We start from the raw sequence: 14080 nt of genomic DNA on the forward strand, positions 1-14080 counted from the left end.
GGAGAGGGCATGCGACGGCGGCTGGATGACTGGGTGGAGTTCTGGGGCTTCCTGTTCCGGCGTTTTCTGGCCGATCGCGCGATCAACAGTGCGGCCGCCTTGACCTACACCACGCTGTTCGCCGTGGTGCCGATGATGACTGTGACCTTCTCCATGCTTTCGGCCATCCCGGCGTTTCAGGGGACCGGTGAGCAGATCCAGAGCTTCATCTTTCAGAACTTCGTGCCGTCGTCCGGCGAGACGGTGCAGGAATATCTACGCGAGTTCACCACCCAGGCACGTAAGCTTACCTGGGTCGGCGTGGTGTTGCTGGCGGTGACGGCATTCATGATGCTGGTGACCATCGAGAAAGCCTTCAACACCATCTGGCGCGTGCGTCAGCCGCGTCGTGGCATCTCCAGCTTTCTGCTGTACTGGGCGATTCTCAGCCTGGGGCCGATCTTGCTGGGTGCGGGTTTTGCCGCGACCACCTACATCACCTCGCTGTCGCTGCTGTCCGGGCCGGATGCGCTGGTCGGCGCCAAGACGCTGCTCGGTTTCGCTCCGTTGCTGTCCAGTGTGGCGGCGTTCACATTGCTCTACTCCAGCGTGCCGAACGCCCGCGTGCCGCTGCGCCATGCCTTCGCAGGCGGGCTGTTCACCGCCGTGCTGTTCGAGCTGGCCAAGGGGTTGTTCGGGCTCTACGTCAGCCTGTTTCCCGGTTACCAGCTGATCTATGGCGCTTTTGCCACGGTGCCGTTGTTTTTGCTGTGGATCTACCTGTCCTGGTTGATCGTGCTGTTCGGCGCCGAGCTGGTGTGCAACCTGTCCTCTTCCCGCCTCTGGCGGCGGCGTGCTTTACCGCGGGTGCTGGTATTGCTTGGCGTGTTGCGGGTCTTTCATCAACGACAGCAGCAGGGGCGAGCGGTGAGCCATGCCGAGATACAGCGTGAAGGCTGGTTGCTGCCAGAGGACGAATGGGCCGAGCTGACCGAGTTTCTCGCCGGTGAGCAACTGATCTGTCGCACCAGTGGCGGAAATTGGGTGCTGTGCCGGGATCTGCAGCACTACAGCCTTTATCAACTGCTGATGAGCAGCCCCTGGCCGCTACCGCGGCCGGGGCAGTTACCCGAGCAGTTCGAGGAGGCCTGGTACCCCTCGGTACGCGTGGCGCTGGAGCAGCTTCACCAGCAGCAGGCTGAGCTATTTGCTGGCAGTCTGGCCCAGTGGCTGGACGGGACTGGTCAGAAGTGACGAAAAAAGTCAGTTTAGTGCGGGGTGCAGTCGGCTCCGCGAGGCTATAAAGGCGAGCAAACGCAGCAATACCGGCCTGGGAAGGCTGGCACGCTTCTGGCTATCTTCCAGCTATATGCTGGCAGAGTGCCGGCGGCCTGAGACTCAGGGAAGTCGAGTGGATGAGCAGTAGCAAGAACAAAGTAGTGCCGTTGCAACCGCGCGATACCGATGAAGCGCTGGAGCGGCTCAACCGCATTACCGGTCTGCGTTTTGTTCGCTGGCCACAGTCACTGGCTGCGCTGGCGCGTCAGGCCGGTGAAGAAACCGAGCCGGAAAAGCCCAGTTCGGTTGTGCGTTTCGGGGTGTTCTGAGCCCACAAAGCAAAACCCCGCCGAAGCGGGGTTTGCCTAAGCAGTCTGGCTATCAGGCCATGGCCTGGCGATTGGCGCTTTCCTGTAGCTCTACCGCCTGGACGAAAAGTTCTTCGACGATCAACGACTGCGTGGGGACTGCCGAGCGCAGGCGTACCTGCATGTCCTCAATCTTGCCTTTCATCGGCAAGCGGGCGATGCCCGAAAGCATGACTTTGTTATGGCTGTTGACCTTGCCGTGATCGACGGCCACGTCACGCACCTGATTGCCGTCGCGATAACGCACCATCAGCGAAACCGGCAAGTTGGCCAGGCCTGGCAGATGCAGCCAGGTAGCCACGTTGTATTCCGCCACACGCCCCTCGTAGGGCGTTACGTTGCTGCGTGCGCTGTTGACGATGCTGGAGGGAACGGGACCGATCAGCTTGTCATTGGCTTGGGACATGGATGGGGCTCCGGCAGAACGTGTTGGTATAGGTATGGGGCGATTATAGGCAGGTGAGGTGCACGCAAACTGTGCACTGCAGCGGAGTTAGTTGAGACTTTCTTCGCAGAACCTGGCGGTTTGTTCAGGCCAGACGCAGTGGGTGACGAACCACGCTGGGGGTGTCGAGATTGGCGGCAGGCAGAAGGATAACGGCCTGATTATTCACGTTGGCCAGCTGCAGCCAGAGGTTTTCTCCTTCAACGAACTGCCCGCGCGGCAACCATAAGCCGTGATGCCAGCCGGCGCCCGGCTCGGGCGTGCTCTGCAGAACCCCCGGATGAGTCTGGGCGCTGGGAGCGCGGCGCAGCCAGACCGGTCTGGGCAGGCCCTTGAGGTAGCGCAGGCCAAGGTGTAACCCCTGTTGATTGAGATGACGCCAGCGCACCAGCGCCAGAGTCGGAGTACCACTGTGCGTCAGCACCAGTACCAGCTGGCCGACCGGCAGCTGGTTGCCCTGCTCGTTGGGACAGCGCAGGCGGGCGCCCCCAGGGCTTGCATCGAGCATCTGGGCTGTACTGCTCTGCGGGCGCTTTTCCAGCAGGTGGTCGTGAATAGCCGTCAGCCCGACAACCAGGCTGCAGTCTGCGCTGAAATCCGCACGCGGATGGCGGCGCTGCTGGCGTCCGTGCCAGTGTTGGCGAACGCGCTCCAGCAGTTCGCGTTCGATGGCGCTCTGTAGTGGTGCCGGTTCGTGCAGTGCTACCAGCAGGGCGCCCAGCTCGAGGCGGCGCAGGTAATCTGCTGTACCTTTGATCGGGGCTTCGTAAGGCAGGCAGGGTAGCGATTGGCTCAGGTCGATCAACGGGCCATCACTATCATCATCTTCCTCCCAGGGCAGCAGGCGCGCGAGCTCTGCGAGTGGTGTAAGTGCACCAAACAGAGCGACGCATTCGCCGCTGGCCAGGTGGAAGGGGCTGCTCAGGGCAAGTAGCAACATTTGCTGGTACAGGCCACGCAAGGTGCTGGCAGGCGTTGGCTGGAAGGGGGCTGCGACATGCTCGTCCAGGCAGTCCTGGTGCTCGCCAATCCAGTACAGCAGGTGGCTGTCACTCCACAGCGACTCGCTGGGTTCCTGGTACAGCTGATAGTGACGTAACAGACTCTGCGCCAGGAAATGCTCTGCCATGTACAGACACCAGGCCAGGTGTGGACGCGATGGCTGGCGTCCCTGAAGGATCTGCAGTAGCAGGCGCTTGAAGCCGCAGGCCAGCTCGTTGCACAAGTGGACAAAGCTGGCGGAGGGCAGCTTGCCGCTCAGCAGAGGGGCGCTGTAATGGCGGTATTCCTCGCAGAAGCTTTGCAGGGCACGCTGCCTTTCCAGTAAGGTCATGGCGCTGCGGTTGAGGCGGAAGAGCAGTTCGAGCAACTGCTGTAGGCCTTCCTCGACGGGCAATCGGCGCGCGCCACTCAGGCGTTCATTGAGGTCGCTGAGTGACGTGGCGTTCTCGTCGAGTATGTCCGGCACTTCAAGATGCAGGGCATCCAGCGTCATAACAACCCCGCGCGCACGAGGAGCGAATGCATGGGACGGTCACTTCGGATGATGGTGGGTTGCATTGCCGCGCTTCTCCTGGCCGGCTGCGCCGAGGATTGGGGCCTCGATCAGCATGGACGAAAGGTAACGGCTGAGCAGCTGGATGGCCAGTGGTTGGTCATCAATTATTGGGCAGAATGGTGCAAGCCCTGCCGCACAGAAATTCCCGAGCTGAATCAGCTGAGTGAGCAGTTGAATGGCACTGGTGCGCAGGTGCTGGGTGTCAATTTCGACGCCCTGCAAGGTGGTGATCTGGCTCGGGCTGCCGATGCCTTTGCCATTCGCTTTACCGTGCTGGCAACAGACCCGGCTACACGTCTCGAACTGCCGCGCAACGACGTGTTGCCGGTGACCTATATCATCGGTGCCGATGGCAGGTTGCGTGAGCGCCTGCTTGGCGAACAAACGGCGGCGGGCCTGCAGGCGCGCTTAGCCCATTGGCAATCTCGGGAGTAAGGATCATGCGTATCTGTCTGCACGGTTTCGTCAGCGGCAAGGTGCAGGGTGTGCATTTTCGTCAGCACACCCAGGAAGAGGCAGAGCGGCTGGATCTCGATGGCTGGGTGCGCAACCTGGCTGACGGCCGTGTGGAAGTCCTGCTCGAAGGTGAGGAGCAGGCCGTGCGTGAGCTGACGGCCTGGCTGGAGCATGGTCCGGAGCGGGCTGAGGTCAGCGGCCTGGCTCTGGAGGAGCAGCCGCTGCAGGGGATCGCGGGTTTTCTGGTCCGGCGCTGATCAGTCCTCGCCAGGGTCTGCCGCCAGGCGACCAGCATCCTTGAGCAGGGCGTGGAGAAATTCCTGCTGCAACTCTGGGTCGTTACGAGTCAGTTCGATCAGGCTCTGCTCCAGTTCGCTGGCTTCCTCCTCCAGGCCTAGGTCGGATAGACGCTTGACTCGATGAACCCAGTGCGACACTTCGTCTTCTTCGAGGTCGTCGTAGATCAATGCATGCGCTTCGCGCAGTTTGCCGCGCAGGTCACGGCTGACCAGCAGGGTGGCATCGGCGCTGGTCCCATCCTGTGGGTCTTCGACACTGAGTAGCAATGTGCCGATCTGACTGGCGTCGTGGTCGGCGAAGGGGCCGTCGAGCAGGTTCAGGCGCAGCATGCCGGCGCGGTCGGTGCTCAGTTCATGGGTTTCCTTGCCGGCCTTGACCAGCACGGGGCGTTCAGCCCAGGGCAGGCTCGAATACTCGGTTCGCTTGTCCTGCTGAACCTCGTCGATCTTGGCCAGGTTCTGTTCCGAGCGACCATTGGACTCGACGTTCATCGCTGGGTTGAGGCCGGCGAAACCATAGTTGATCCAGTCCTTGGTCACGCTGTCCGGCAGGCGGCCGAGCATCACCACGTTGACGATGTTGGCACCAATCCCGGCCACGACCGCCACGGCACCCAACGGTACTTCGTACAGCTCGCGCCAGGGCTGGTAAGGCGTGTAGCGGTCGTAACGGCGGGTGACTTCGAAGGCGGTGACCTCGAAGGTCTTCTGCTCGTGGATGCGCACGCGGCGCTGCGGCAAGGCCAGTACGCGAGGCTCGCCAACATCAATCTGCAGGCTGTGAGCGAGCAAGCGCCGTTCAAGGCGCTCCTCGTGCTCACTGCGTTGCGGTAGCTGGTTGGCGCAGCCGCCGAGCATCAGGGCGCCGAGCAGGGCGGCGCCAATTCGAAGGGTGTTTCGCTGGTACATGTGGGTTACTGGGTCTGAGGTCAGCGGGCGATGCGCTCGGCAAGGAAAGTCAGGATGTCGGCTGCCGAAACCTGCTGGCTATCGCTTTCGCGGCGGTTTTTGTATTCCAGGTTGCCATCGGCCAGGCCGCGCTCGCTGACGACCAGGCGGTGCGGAATACCTATCAGCTCCATGTCGGCGAACTTCACACCTGGGCTGGTCTTCTTGTCGCGATCATCCAGCAGCACTTCGTAACCGGCGGCGGTCAATTCGGCGTAGAGCTTGTCGGTGGCTTCGCGCACGGCTTCGTTTTCGTACTTCATCGGCACGATGGCGATTTGGAACGGCGCCAGGGCGTCGGTCCAGAGGATGCCGCGCTCGTCCCAGTTCTGCTCGATGGCTGCGGCGACCACGCGGGAGACGCCGATGCCGTAGCAACCCATGATCAGGGTGACTGGTTTGCCGCTCTCGCCGAGTACCTTGCAGCCCATGGCTTCGCTGTATTTGGTCCCGAGCTGGAAGATATGGCCGACTTCGATACCGCGCTTGATCACCAGGGAACCCTTGCCGTCCGGGCTGGGGTCGCCCTCGACCACATTGCGCAGGTCGGCAACGGCAGGCAGCGGCAGGTCGCGCTCCCAGTTGAGGCCGAAGTAGTGTTTGCCGTCGATGTTGGCGCCGGCGCCGAAGTCGCTCATCAGGGCGACGCTACGGTCGATCACGCAAGTGATCGGCAGGTTCAGCGGGCCAAGCGAGCCAGGGCTGGCACCGATTGCGGCACGGATTTCGGCTTCGGAGGCAAATACCAGCGGGCTGGCGACCAGTTCGTGATTGGCGGCCTTGATTTCGTTGAGTTCGTGGTCGCCGCGCACGATCAGTGCAACCAGCTTGCCTTCCTCGGCTGCATGCACGACCAGGGTTTTGACGGTTTTCTCGATAGCCAGGTCGAACTGGTTGACCAGCTCTTCGATGGTCTTGGCGTCCGGCGTATCGACCAGGCGCAGCTCTTCAGTGGCGGCGCCACGTTCTTTTTCGCGCGGGATGGCCTCGGCCTTTTCGATGTTGGCGGCGTAGTCGGAGCTGTCGCTGAAGGCGATATCGTCTTCGCCGGACTCGGCCAGTACATGGAATTCGTGGGAGCCAGTGCCGCCGATGGAGCCGGTATCGGCCTGCACCGGGCGGAAGTTCAGGCCCAGGCGGGTGAACACGTTGCAGTAGGCCTGGTGCATGCGGTCATAGGTTTCCTGCAGCGAGGCCTGGTCGATGTGGAAGGAGTAGGCGTCCTTCATCAGGAATTCACGGCCACGCATCAGGCCAAAGCGCGGACGGATTTCGTCGCGGAACTTGGTCTGGATCTGATACATGTTGATCGGCAGCTGCTTGTAGCTGTTCAGCTCGTTGCGGGCCAGATCAGTGATGACTTCTTCATGGGTCGGGCCGAGGCAGAAGGCGCGGTCATGACGGTCCTTGATGCGCAGCAGTTCGGGGCCGTATTGCTCCCAGCGGCCGGACTCCTGCCACAGTTCGGCAGGCTGCACGACCGGCATCATCACTTCCAGGGCGCCGGCGGCGTTCATTTCCTCACGTACCACGGCTTCGGCCTTGCGCAATACGCGCAGCCCCATTGGCATCCAGTTGTACAGGCCCGAGGCCAGTTTGCGGATCATGCCGGCACGCAGCATCAGCTGATGGCTGATCACCACCGCGTCGGAGGGAGTTTCCTTGAGGGTCGAGAGCAGGTACTGACTGGTACGCATGTTTGGCCGTTCTGTCGGTTGCGAGGGCAAATAATGACTCGGCATTGTACGGGGCAAGCTAGGTGGCGTACAGGATGGAGCGGAAGTGAATATGGCGGAGCTGACAGCTGACCAGGTTCAGGCATTGATTCGTGCCGGCGTGCCCATGGCGGAAGACATCGACCTGAGAATCGATCATCTGGATGCCGATAAGGCGGTGGCCAGAGTGCCATTTCACGGCAAGCTGGTGAGGCCGGGGGGCACTGTTTCAGGGCCGACCATCATGTCGCTGGCCGATGCGGCCATGTATGCGGTGGTGCTGGGGCGTTTGGGTAGGGTGGAGATGGCGGTGACGGCCAACCTGAATATCAACTTTCTGGCCAAGCCCAAGCCTGTCGATTTGGTTGCCGAGGCGCGAATCTTGCGCCTTTCGCGGCGTCAAGCGGTGTGTGAGGTGCAGCTTTATTCACAAGGAGGGGAGGGGGAGTTAGTGGCGCATGTCACGGGGACCTACGCGTTGCCTCTTTGAGTTTCTTCGGCGGATAAAAAAGAACCCGGCCTAGGCCGGGTTCTTTTTGTCATGAGACCGCGGAGCGCTATTACAGGATGCTCAGCGGGTACTCAATGATCACGCGAACTTCGTCGCTCGACGGTGCGCCGTAATAAACGCCATCGCTGCTGCGGTAGGTTGCCTGGCGGACACGCACGTTCAGATCTTTGGCGGCGCCTTCTTGAACGGTGTAGCCGATCTGGACGTTGCGCTCCCACTCTTTGCCGTCGTCAGTAGTTGCGGTTTTGGCATCGGAGCCGCTGACGTAGCGGGTCATGAAGGCCAGGCCAGGTACACCAAACTCGGTAAAGTCGAGGTCATAGCGTACTTGCCAGGACTTCTCGTCTTCGGCGTTGAAGTCGGAGCGCTGGATGGAGTTGGCCAGCCAGACTGTGCCGCCGCCGTCCACGCCGTAGTCATAACCGGTACCATCAAAGCCGCCAATGGACTTCTGGTAGGCTGCAGTGAATGTGTGAGCGCCGATGTTGTAGGCGGCTGCGAGACTCCAGATGGTGTTGTCTTCGTCGCTACCGGTATCGGTGTACTCTTTATCGTAATCGGTCTGATAAATATTAAAGTCGAAGTTCAGCGATTGGTTGTCGCTGATGCCGTAGGTGTAATTGAGGTTGCCGTAGTACTTCTCGAAGGAGTCTTCCACGTCCGAGTAGTACAGAGAAGCGGACAGGTTGTCAGTGAAGCTGTAGGAGCCGCCGAATACGTCAGCGCCTTTCAGGCCCAGGCTATCGTGATAGGTTTGGTCTTGGGCGTTGATGGCGGTGAAGTGACCAGCATTAAGCTCTAGACCTTCGATTTCGCTGCTGGTCACCATGAAGCCTTCAGCAACTTCTGGCAGCAGGCGGCTATCATCGGTGCTCAGTACAGGCAAGGCAGTGAACTGGTCGCCATACTTGAGGACAGTGTTGGAAACGCGCAGTTTGACCGCGCCGCCAGCCTCGGAGTAATCGTCCTGAGAGCGGCCGTCACTGCCGGTGGGGAATAGACCGGAGCCGCTACGACCTTTGCCGCTATCCAGTTTCAGGCCCAGCAGGCCGATAGCGTCAACGCCAAAACCTACAGTGCCCTCGGTGAATCCCGACTCGAAGGTGGTGATGAACCCTTGGCCCCACTCTTGAGGATCATCGTCACGGTCTGGGCCGGCGTTGCGGAAGTCGCGGTAGAAGTACAGATTGCGGCTCAGAACATTGAGGCTGCTGTCCTCAACGAAGCCGTTAGACTCGGACTGCGCGCTGGCGGAAGCCAGTTGGGTGGTTGCGGCGGTCACGGCGAGAGCCAGTGCGCTCCACTTCATCACTTGCATTGTGATTGCTCCTTTGGTTTAGAAGAGTTGTGCTGCCCACTATTTTGTTATATGGGCGGCTCTTTCTTTTTGTGTCGGCGCTAACTTATAGCACGGAGGTTTAAGTTGGCGACAGATATCATTGATTCCCTACGCTTTAGTTAGTGAGCTTGTCGCAAATTTGCATCTGCGATGTCGCCTTTATGTAGGTTTTTGCCGCTGCTTTCTCCGTGCGAGTCGCCTTGAAAAGGCTATCAATCCAAGCGCTTACAGCGTTAAGCGGTAATTCGCGCTGAACCGAAAGCCCCTGCGGCGCCGACGGTGGCTGTTCCAAAGCAAGTTCCGTGCACAAGTTGCCTGAGTGATGAGAAAAATCCTCTGTGGCTGATTCCTCTGCGGCTGAGAGGCTTTTTCGGCATTGTGTTGGGTGCGTTCTGGCGTGTGGGGTGGTGTCTTTGATTCGGGTTGGTACGATGGTGCGAGCGTGTCTGGCTGCGCGGTAACGCTTTTATCGGTGTGCTTGTTCGATTTGTGGGCGCGTATGCCACTTTTTTGCCCACTTATGGGGCGTTGGTTTTCTTGTTAGCGCCAGAATCGGCCGTGCATGCCTGTTTTTGGGGCTTGGTGGGTGAGCAGCTCATGTCTTCCCGCTATGCTGCGCGCTCGAAGAATCATGTGAGCTGAGCTGGAGGGGTTCGAATGTTCAGTCTTGATCCGCGTTTGCAGCAGGACACCCTGGTGCTAGGTGATTTTGCCTTGTGTCGTTTGTTGCTGATGAATGACTCCAGTTATCCCTGGCTCATTCTCGTGCCGCGCCGGGAGGCGGTTAGTGAGGTATTTCAGCTGGCTGCAGATGAGCAGCAGCTACTCTGGCGAGAGACTACGCTGCTGGCCGAGACGCTCAAGGATGCCTTCGTGGCTGACAAGTTGAATATTGCGACGCTGGGTAATGTGGTGAGTCAGTTGCATATGCATGTGGTGGTGCGCCATCGCGATGATGCTGCCTGGCCCGCTCCGGTCTGGGGGCGTCAGCCCGCAGTGCCTTATTCGCAAGAGCAGCTGAGAGCCATGCGTGAACGCTTGCGTCTGGCGTTGACGAGTGACTTTCAGTGGTTGGAGGTTTGATATGGATCTGGAGCAGAGGGTCGTGGAGTTGGAAAGCCGGCTGGCGTTCCAGGACGACACCATTGCCGCGTTGAATGATGAGCTGGTGGAGCAGCAGCGGCTGATTGAGCGCATGCAGGTGCAGATGAAGGAATTGGCTCGGCGTTTGGAAGAGGGGGCTAATCAGTTCGGTTTGGCCGAAGGTGATGCGCCGCCACCGCACTACTGAATATGAAGAAGCCCGCGTTTGCGGGCTTCTTTCATTTGGGTTTAGCGGTAGCCGGGGAGTGCGACTATGACGTCTTCGGCCTGCAGGCCTTTGTCTCTGTTCATGACGGAGAACTCAACACGCTGACCTTCTACCAATACGCGATGGCCTTCGCCGCGAATGGCACGAAAGTGCACAAAGATGTCATCGCCACTGTCGCGGGAGATGAAGCCGAAGCCTTTCGAGGTGTTGAACCATTTGACCGTGCCGGTCTCGCGGTTTTCGCTCGGGGTGAGGCTGGGCGGGTTGCTGCGCGGGGTGGAGGTTGCCTTGCTCAGGCTGATGCTCAGATGCAGGACGGCTGCTGCTACCAGAATAATCAGGCTGAGGAAAACTGCTGGCTGGCTGCCGATCTGTGGGAGCGGGGCAAGCAGCACGAGTGTTTGCAGTGCAGTGGCAAACACCATGAGCGCGCTGACCAGTACTTGCAGCTGGTTGCGTGCGCCTTGCGGGTGGGCTGGGAGTGGCGCCATGAACAGGTTGCTGAGGCCGAACAATGCCAGGTAGAGCGCATCCGGTTGCTGCAGGAAGGGAAGGGCTTCGTTTCGTAGGCTGGGAAGGAAGGACAGCAGCAGGGCGCCGCCGCCTGTGATCAGGTGGACGATCTTCAACATGGGTGGTGAGCTCACTTATTTCACTATTTGGCTTGAGCATGCTGGCAGCGCCGCCGCAAGCCCGATGAATGGGCTCAAATGGCCGGCCTGACCGCCAGGCGCTACAAGGGCAGCGCCAACGTATTTAACCGCAAAGGGGAGGGGCGCTCAAATCAGGCGCTCAGGGCTGGCTCGGAGGTGGCGGGGCTGATCTGGTTGCGGCCGTTGCGTTTGGCCTGGTACAGCGCATCGTCTGCCCGGGTGACCAGGGTGTCGAAGGTGTCGCCAGGTACGGCCAGTGCCAGGCCGAAGGAGGCGGTGATGGTGTCGAGAACCTTGTCGGTGCTACGAACCTTGACGCGCAAAGCCTGGATCTTGAGGCGTAGTTGTTCGGCGAAGGCGCTGGCGGTGGCCAGGTCGAAGCAGTCCTTGAGGATGATGCAGAATTCTTCGCCGCCGTAACGGGCTGCCACGCCGCGCGCAGGCAGCAGATCGCGAAGCAGTTGGCCAACATGTTGCAGTACCCGATCTCCCAGGGGGTGGCCGTACTGGTCGTTGAACTGCTTGAAGTGGTCGATATCCAGCATGATCAGGGCCAGGCCGTCGGTGTCGTTGGCCAGTGCCTGCTCCAGCAGGCGAGTGAAGGCGTGACGGTTGAACACGTGAGTCAGGCTGTCCAGTGTTGCGGCGGCCTGGGCGCGTTCCAGCTGGCTGCGCAGGCTCTGGATTTCACCCTGGGCGGCGCGTAGCCGGTAGAGGAACTTCTCTTGCTGATCGTGCATTTGCTGGGTGCTCAGTTGTAGCTCGTTGAGCACCGCAGGCAGGTCGTCGACGATGGGTTCCTGCAGAGCTGCCAGGCCTTGGGACAGGCTGTCTTGGTAATGCTGGCTGCCGGTTACGCTGCGTTGTACGTCGCCCTCAATATCGTCGACCAGTTCGATGACTTGTTGCTGTCCGCAGCGTGCTTCTTCAAGCTCGCCGCGAATGACGTAATCACGAAACAGTTTGGCGGCGGTTTCCGGCGGGAAGCTGGAGAAGTCCGCGACGATCTTGTCGAGGCGACGGTTCAGTTCGGGCTCGTCTCCCCGGCAATAGCTATACCAGAGCGCATAGTGGATGGGGTTCGGTGGGATGTCGTGCCGCACCATGTGGGGTACGGCACGCTTGAGCAGCTCTGCAGCCTCGCGTGTTTCTTCCGGATACTGTTCGAGGATAGAGGGGGCTTTCGGCTGCTGGCTCATGCACATCACTGTGGCGGATGGTGGTATGGGCAAAGAATAGAGTAGTTGCAGGGCGGGTGCCTAGCAAAAGGCCCGTCTTGGACGGGCCTTGGCTGGATGCGCTTCAGGCGGCGAGCAGGCTGCGCAGCATCCAGGCGGTTTTCTCGTGCACCTGCATGCGCTGGGTGAGCAGGTCTGCAGTGGGCTCGTCGCTGACCTTGTCCAGCAGTGGAAAAATACTGCGAGCAGTGCGCACGACGGCTTCCTGGCCTTGGACCAGGAGCTTGATCATCTCTTCGGCGCTGGGTACGCCTTCCTCTTCCTTGATCGAGGACAGGCGGGCGTAGGCTGCATAAGTGCCCGGTGCGGGGAAGCCCAGGGCACGGATGCGCTCGGCGATTGCGTCCACGGCCAGGGCCAGTTCGGTGTACTGCCCTTCGAACATCAGGTGCAGGGTGTTGAACATTGGTCCGGTGACGTTCCAGTGAAAATTGTGGGTTTTCAGGTATAGGGTGTAGGTGTCCGCCAGCAGGCGGGAAAGCCCTTCAGCGATGGCGGCGCGATCTTGTTCAGCAATGCCGATGTTGATTTCCATGCCGGTATCTCCTCTCAGGTGGCCGGGGTAGACGCTCCCCTTGATGTCCGGAGCCTATCACAGGCGGGCTTTTGCCCGGGTTGTCTTGTGTCAATTGGGGGCATGCTTGGAGGCTATGAGTGGGTGTTGGTTTTCCTAGAGTTTCGCCAGTTCCGGTCTGGCTTGCAGGGTTTGGTTGAAAATATCCACCCATTTATGGCTGAACTGTTGGCCTGACAGGTTGTTGATTTCCAGGATGGCACGTAGTCGTGGGCGCTTGCTCAGGGTTTGGTGGGCGCGCTCATGGGTGCGGGCGTCGAAAGTGTCAGCCACATTCAGCAGTAGGGCTCCGGGGTGGATTTCCGCTTCCCGCAGGCCTTTGGGGTAGCCGCTGCCATCCGCGTGCTCCTGATGCTGCAGAATGATCTCGCTGGCCGTGTTCCAGGCCGGCATACGCTTGAGCAGTTCACATGCCTGGCGCGGATGGCTTTGCATCTGGCGGCGTTCTTCCCGGCTCAGTTCGCTCTCCTTATGCAGGAGTTCGAGTGGGAGAAAGGCCATGCCCAGGTCGTGCAGGCAGACAGCTGCGGCCAATTGCTCGGGTTCCACGGGGCTGCCGGCTATTTCATTCATGCTCAGCGCCAGGTCGAGCAGGCGTAAGCCTCGACCGTGCCAGTAGGGAGAGCGGTGCTCGCCGGCGCTCATCAGTTCGCTGAAAAAGAGCAGGTCGGCGTCCATGGCTACGCCGTGGCTCTCCAGTAACTGCTGGAGAGGGGCGTTGCCGACTGCGACAGGCTGCAGACGAGTGCTGGGGTCGAGGTGCTGCAGCAGGGTGCGGCGAATTTCACTCTGGCGTGAGGCGGGTGCGTTGGCCAGGGCCTGTAGGGCTTGGCACTGGCTGGTGATCTGGTGCGGCGAGGGGGCTTCGACAAGGCCCAGGGTGGCGTCGATCAGTTTGCGTAGTTGATCGAGGCTGAGCAGCAGAATATCGCCGAGCAGGCTGTCGAACTGCAGGTCACCTTCGCGCAGGCCGCCCAGTACATCCTCGATCGCTTGGGGGAGTGGCAGTAGTTGATTCAGGCCGACATAGCCCAGGCTGCCCTTGATGGTGTGGATTCGGCGGAAAAGCTCGCGCAGGCGCGCGCTGTCGCCCGGGTGCTGCTCCAGTTCGATCAGGAGCTGTTCGCAGCGTGGCAACTGCTCGTGGGTGTCGAGGCGAAAGTCCTCAAGTAGATCCTGGGGGATGTCGGCGGGGCGTGCTAGGGCCATGGCAAAGCTCTCCGCGTGGCTGGAATCTCAGTATAGAGAGGTCGAGCTTCCCTGCTGCGGCGGGCGGCTGCGTCGATGCGATTAACCATATATAATCGCGCCCCTTGTCCCGGGCACGGCATCGTGCCAGTCGAGCGCTATGGCGCCGCTGATCGAGTATTCGCGCATTTTCGTCTCAGATTCTCAGAAAATGCCTGC

General features: G+C 60.4%; 15 protein-coding genes and 2 pseudogenes. 7 read left to right on the plus strand and 10 right to left on the minus strand.

Translation table 11 applies throughout. From position 1 onward, the window contains the following. Positions 1 to 9 precede the first annotated feature (9 nt). Together P7A97_RS04240 and P7A97_RS04245 are read left to right on the plus strand one after the other, a co-directional pair. Positions 10 to 1233 (plus strand): virulence factor BrkB family protein, encoded by a 1224-nt coding sequence (locus P7A97_RS04240; protein ID WP_277688692.1) that lies wholly within the window; start codon positions 10 to 12, stop codon positions 1231 to 1233. A gap of 161 nt (positions 1234 to 1394) precedes the next feature. Next, positions 1395 to 1586: a hypothetical protein gene (locus tag P7A97_RS04245; protein ID WP_277688693.1), complete on the plus strand. Its 192-nt coding sequence runs from the start codon at positions 1395 to 1397 to the stop codon at positions 1584 to 1586. Between the two features lie 52 nt (positions 1587 to 1638). Here P7A97_RS04245 and P7A97_RS04250 read toward each other — a convergent pair whose 3' ends face one another. Both P7A97_RS04250 and P7A97_RS04255 read right to left on the minus strand, forming a co-directional pair. Then, positions 1639 to 2031: a hypothetical protein gene (locus P7A97_RS04250; RefSeq protein WP_277688694.1), complete on the minus strand. Its 393-nt coding sequence runs from the start codon at positions 2029 to 2031 to the stop codon at positions 1639 to 1641. 124 nt (positions 2032 to 2155) lie between these two features. After that, a complete protein-coding gene (locus P7A97_RS04255) occupies positions 2156 to 3565 on the minus strand; it encodes a PilZ domain-containing protein (RefSeq protein ID WP_277688695.1) in 1410 nt (469 codons plus the stop codon). A gap of 30 nt (positions 3566 to 3595) precedes the next feature. Here P7A97_RS04255 and P7A97_RS04260 point away from each other — a divergent pair, with 30 nt between their 5' ends. Both P7A97_RS04260 and P7A97_RS04265 read left to right on the plus strand, forming a co-directional pair. Then, entirely contained in the window at positions 3596 to 4063 is a 468-nt protein-coding gene (locus tag P7A97_RS04260) for a TlpA disulfide reductase family protein (protein WP_277688752.1), read from the plus strand. 2 nt (positions 4064 to 4065) lie between these two features. Then, the gene (locus P7A97_RS04265) at positions 4066 to 4341 is read left to right on the plus strand and encodes an acylphosphatase (protein WP_277688753.1); all 276 of its coding nucleotides are present in this window, start codon (positions 4066 to 4068) and stop codon (positions 4339 to 4341) included. Here the strand turns inward: P7A97_RS04265 and P7A97_RS04270 are convergent, their stop codons facing one another. Together P7A97_RS04270 and P7A97_RS04275 are read right to left on the minus strand one after the other, a co-directional pair. Further along, positions 4342 to 5292: a hypothetical protein gene (locus P7A97_RS04270; protein WP_277688696.1), complete on the minus strand. Its 951-nt coding sequence runs from the start codon at positions 5290 to 5292 to the stop codon at positions 4342 to 4344. 20 nt (positions 5293 to 5312) lie between these two features. Then, positions 5313 to 7028, minus strand: a complete 1716-nt coding sequence (locus tag P7A97_RS04275; protein ID WP_277688697.1) for a proline--tRNA ligase — start codon at positions 7026 to 7028, stop codon at positions 5313 to 5315. Positions 7029 to 7128: 100 nt separating this feature from the next. Between P7A97_RS04275 and P7A97_RS04280 the strand changes: the two genes are divergently transcribed. Next, a complete protein-coding gene (locus tag P7A97_RS04280; protein WP_277688754.1) occupies positions 7129 to 7536 on the plus strand; it encodes a PaaI family thioesterase in 408 nt (135 codons plus the stop codon). Positions 7537 to 7606: 70 nt separating this feature from the next. On the opposite strand, the gene P7A97_RS04285 is transcribed toward P7A97_RS04280, so the two are convergent. Next, positions 7607 to 8875 carry an OprD family porin gene (locus P7A97_RS04285; RefSeq protein WP_277688698.1) on the minus strand — a complete coding sequence of 423 codons (1269 nt, stop codon included), beginning with the start codon at positions 8873 to 8875 and terminating at the stop codon, positions 7607 to 7609. A 678-nt stretch (positions 8876 to 9553) separates the two neighbouring features. Between P7A97_RS04285 and P7A97_RS04290 the strand changes: the two genes are divergently transcribed. After that, positions 9554 to 9979, plus strand: a complete 426-nt coding sequence (locus P7A97_RS04290; protein ID WP_277688699.1) for an HIT domain-containing protein — start codon at positions 9554 to 9556, stop codon at positions 9977 to 9979. A 1-nt stretch (position 9980) separates the two neighbouring features. Further along, positions 9981 to 10187: a SlyX family protein gene (locus P7A97_RS04295; RefSeq protein WP_277688700.1), complete on the plus strand. Its 207-nt coding sequence runs from the start codon at positions 9981 to 9983 to the stop codon at positions 10185 to 10187. Between the two features lie 41 nt (positions 10188 to 10228). On the opposite strand, the pseudogene P7A97_RS04300 reads toward P7A97_RS04295, so the two are convergent. From P7A97_RS04300 to P7A97_RS04320, 5 genes and pseudogenes are all read right to left on the minus strand, one after another. After that, positions 10229 to 10447: pseudogene (locus tag P7A97_RS04300) on the minus strand (cold-shock protein); the annotation flags it as partial. Between the two features lie 75 nt (positions 10448 to 10522). Continuing rightward, positions 10523 to 10840 (minus strand): annotated as a pseudogene (locus P7A97_RS04305) (cold shock domain-containing protein membrane protein); the annotation flags it as partial. Positions 10841 to 10992: 152 nt separating this feature from the next. Next, the gene (locus tag P7A97_RS04310) at positions 10993 to 12060 is read right to left on the minus strand and encodes a diguanylate cyclase (RefSeq protein WP_277688701.1); all 1068 of its coding nucleotides are present in this window, start codon (positions 12058 to 12060) and stop codon (positions 10993 to 10995) included. A gap of 103 nt (positions 12061 to 12163) precedes the next feature. After that, the gene (locus P7A97_RS04315; RefSeq protein ID WP_277688702.1) at positions 12164 to 12634 is read right to left on the minus strand and encodes a Dps family protein; all 471 of its coding nucleotides are present in this window, start codon (positions 12632 to 12634) and stop codon (positions 12164 to 12166) included. 135 nt (positions 12635 to 12769) lie between these two features. Further along, positions 12770 to 13882 carry an HD domain-containing phosphohydrolase gene (locus P7A97_RS04320; RefSeq protein WP_277688703.1) on the minus strand — a complete coding sequence of 371 codons (1113 nt, stop codon included), beginning with the start codon at positions 13880 to 13882 and terminating at the stop codon, positions 12770 to 12772. Positions 13883 to 14080 lie beyond the last annotated feature (198 nt).

It is taken from the genome of Pseudomonas sp. GOM6, from assembly GCF_029537485.1.
Lineage (GTDB): Bacteria > Pseudomonadota > Gammaproteobacteria > Pseudomonadales > Pseudomonadaceae > Aquipseudomonas.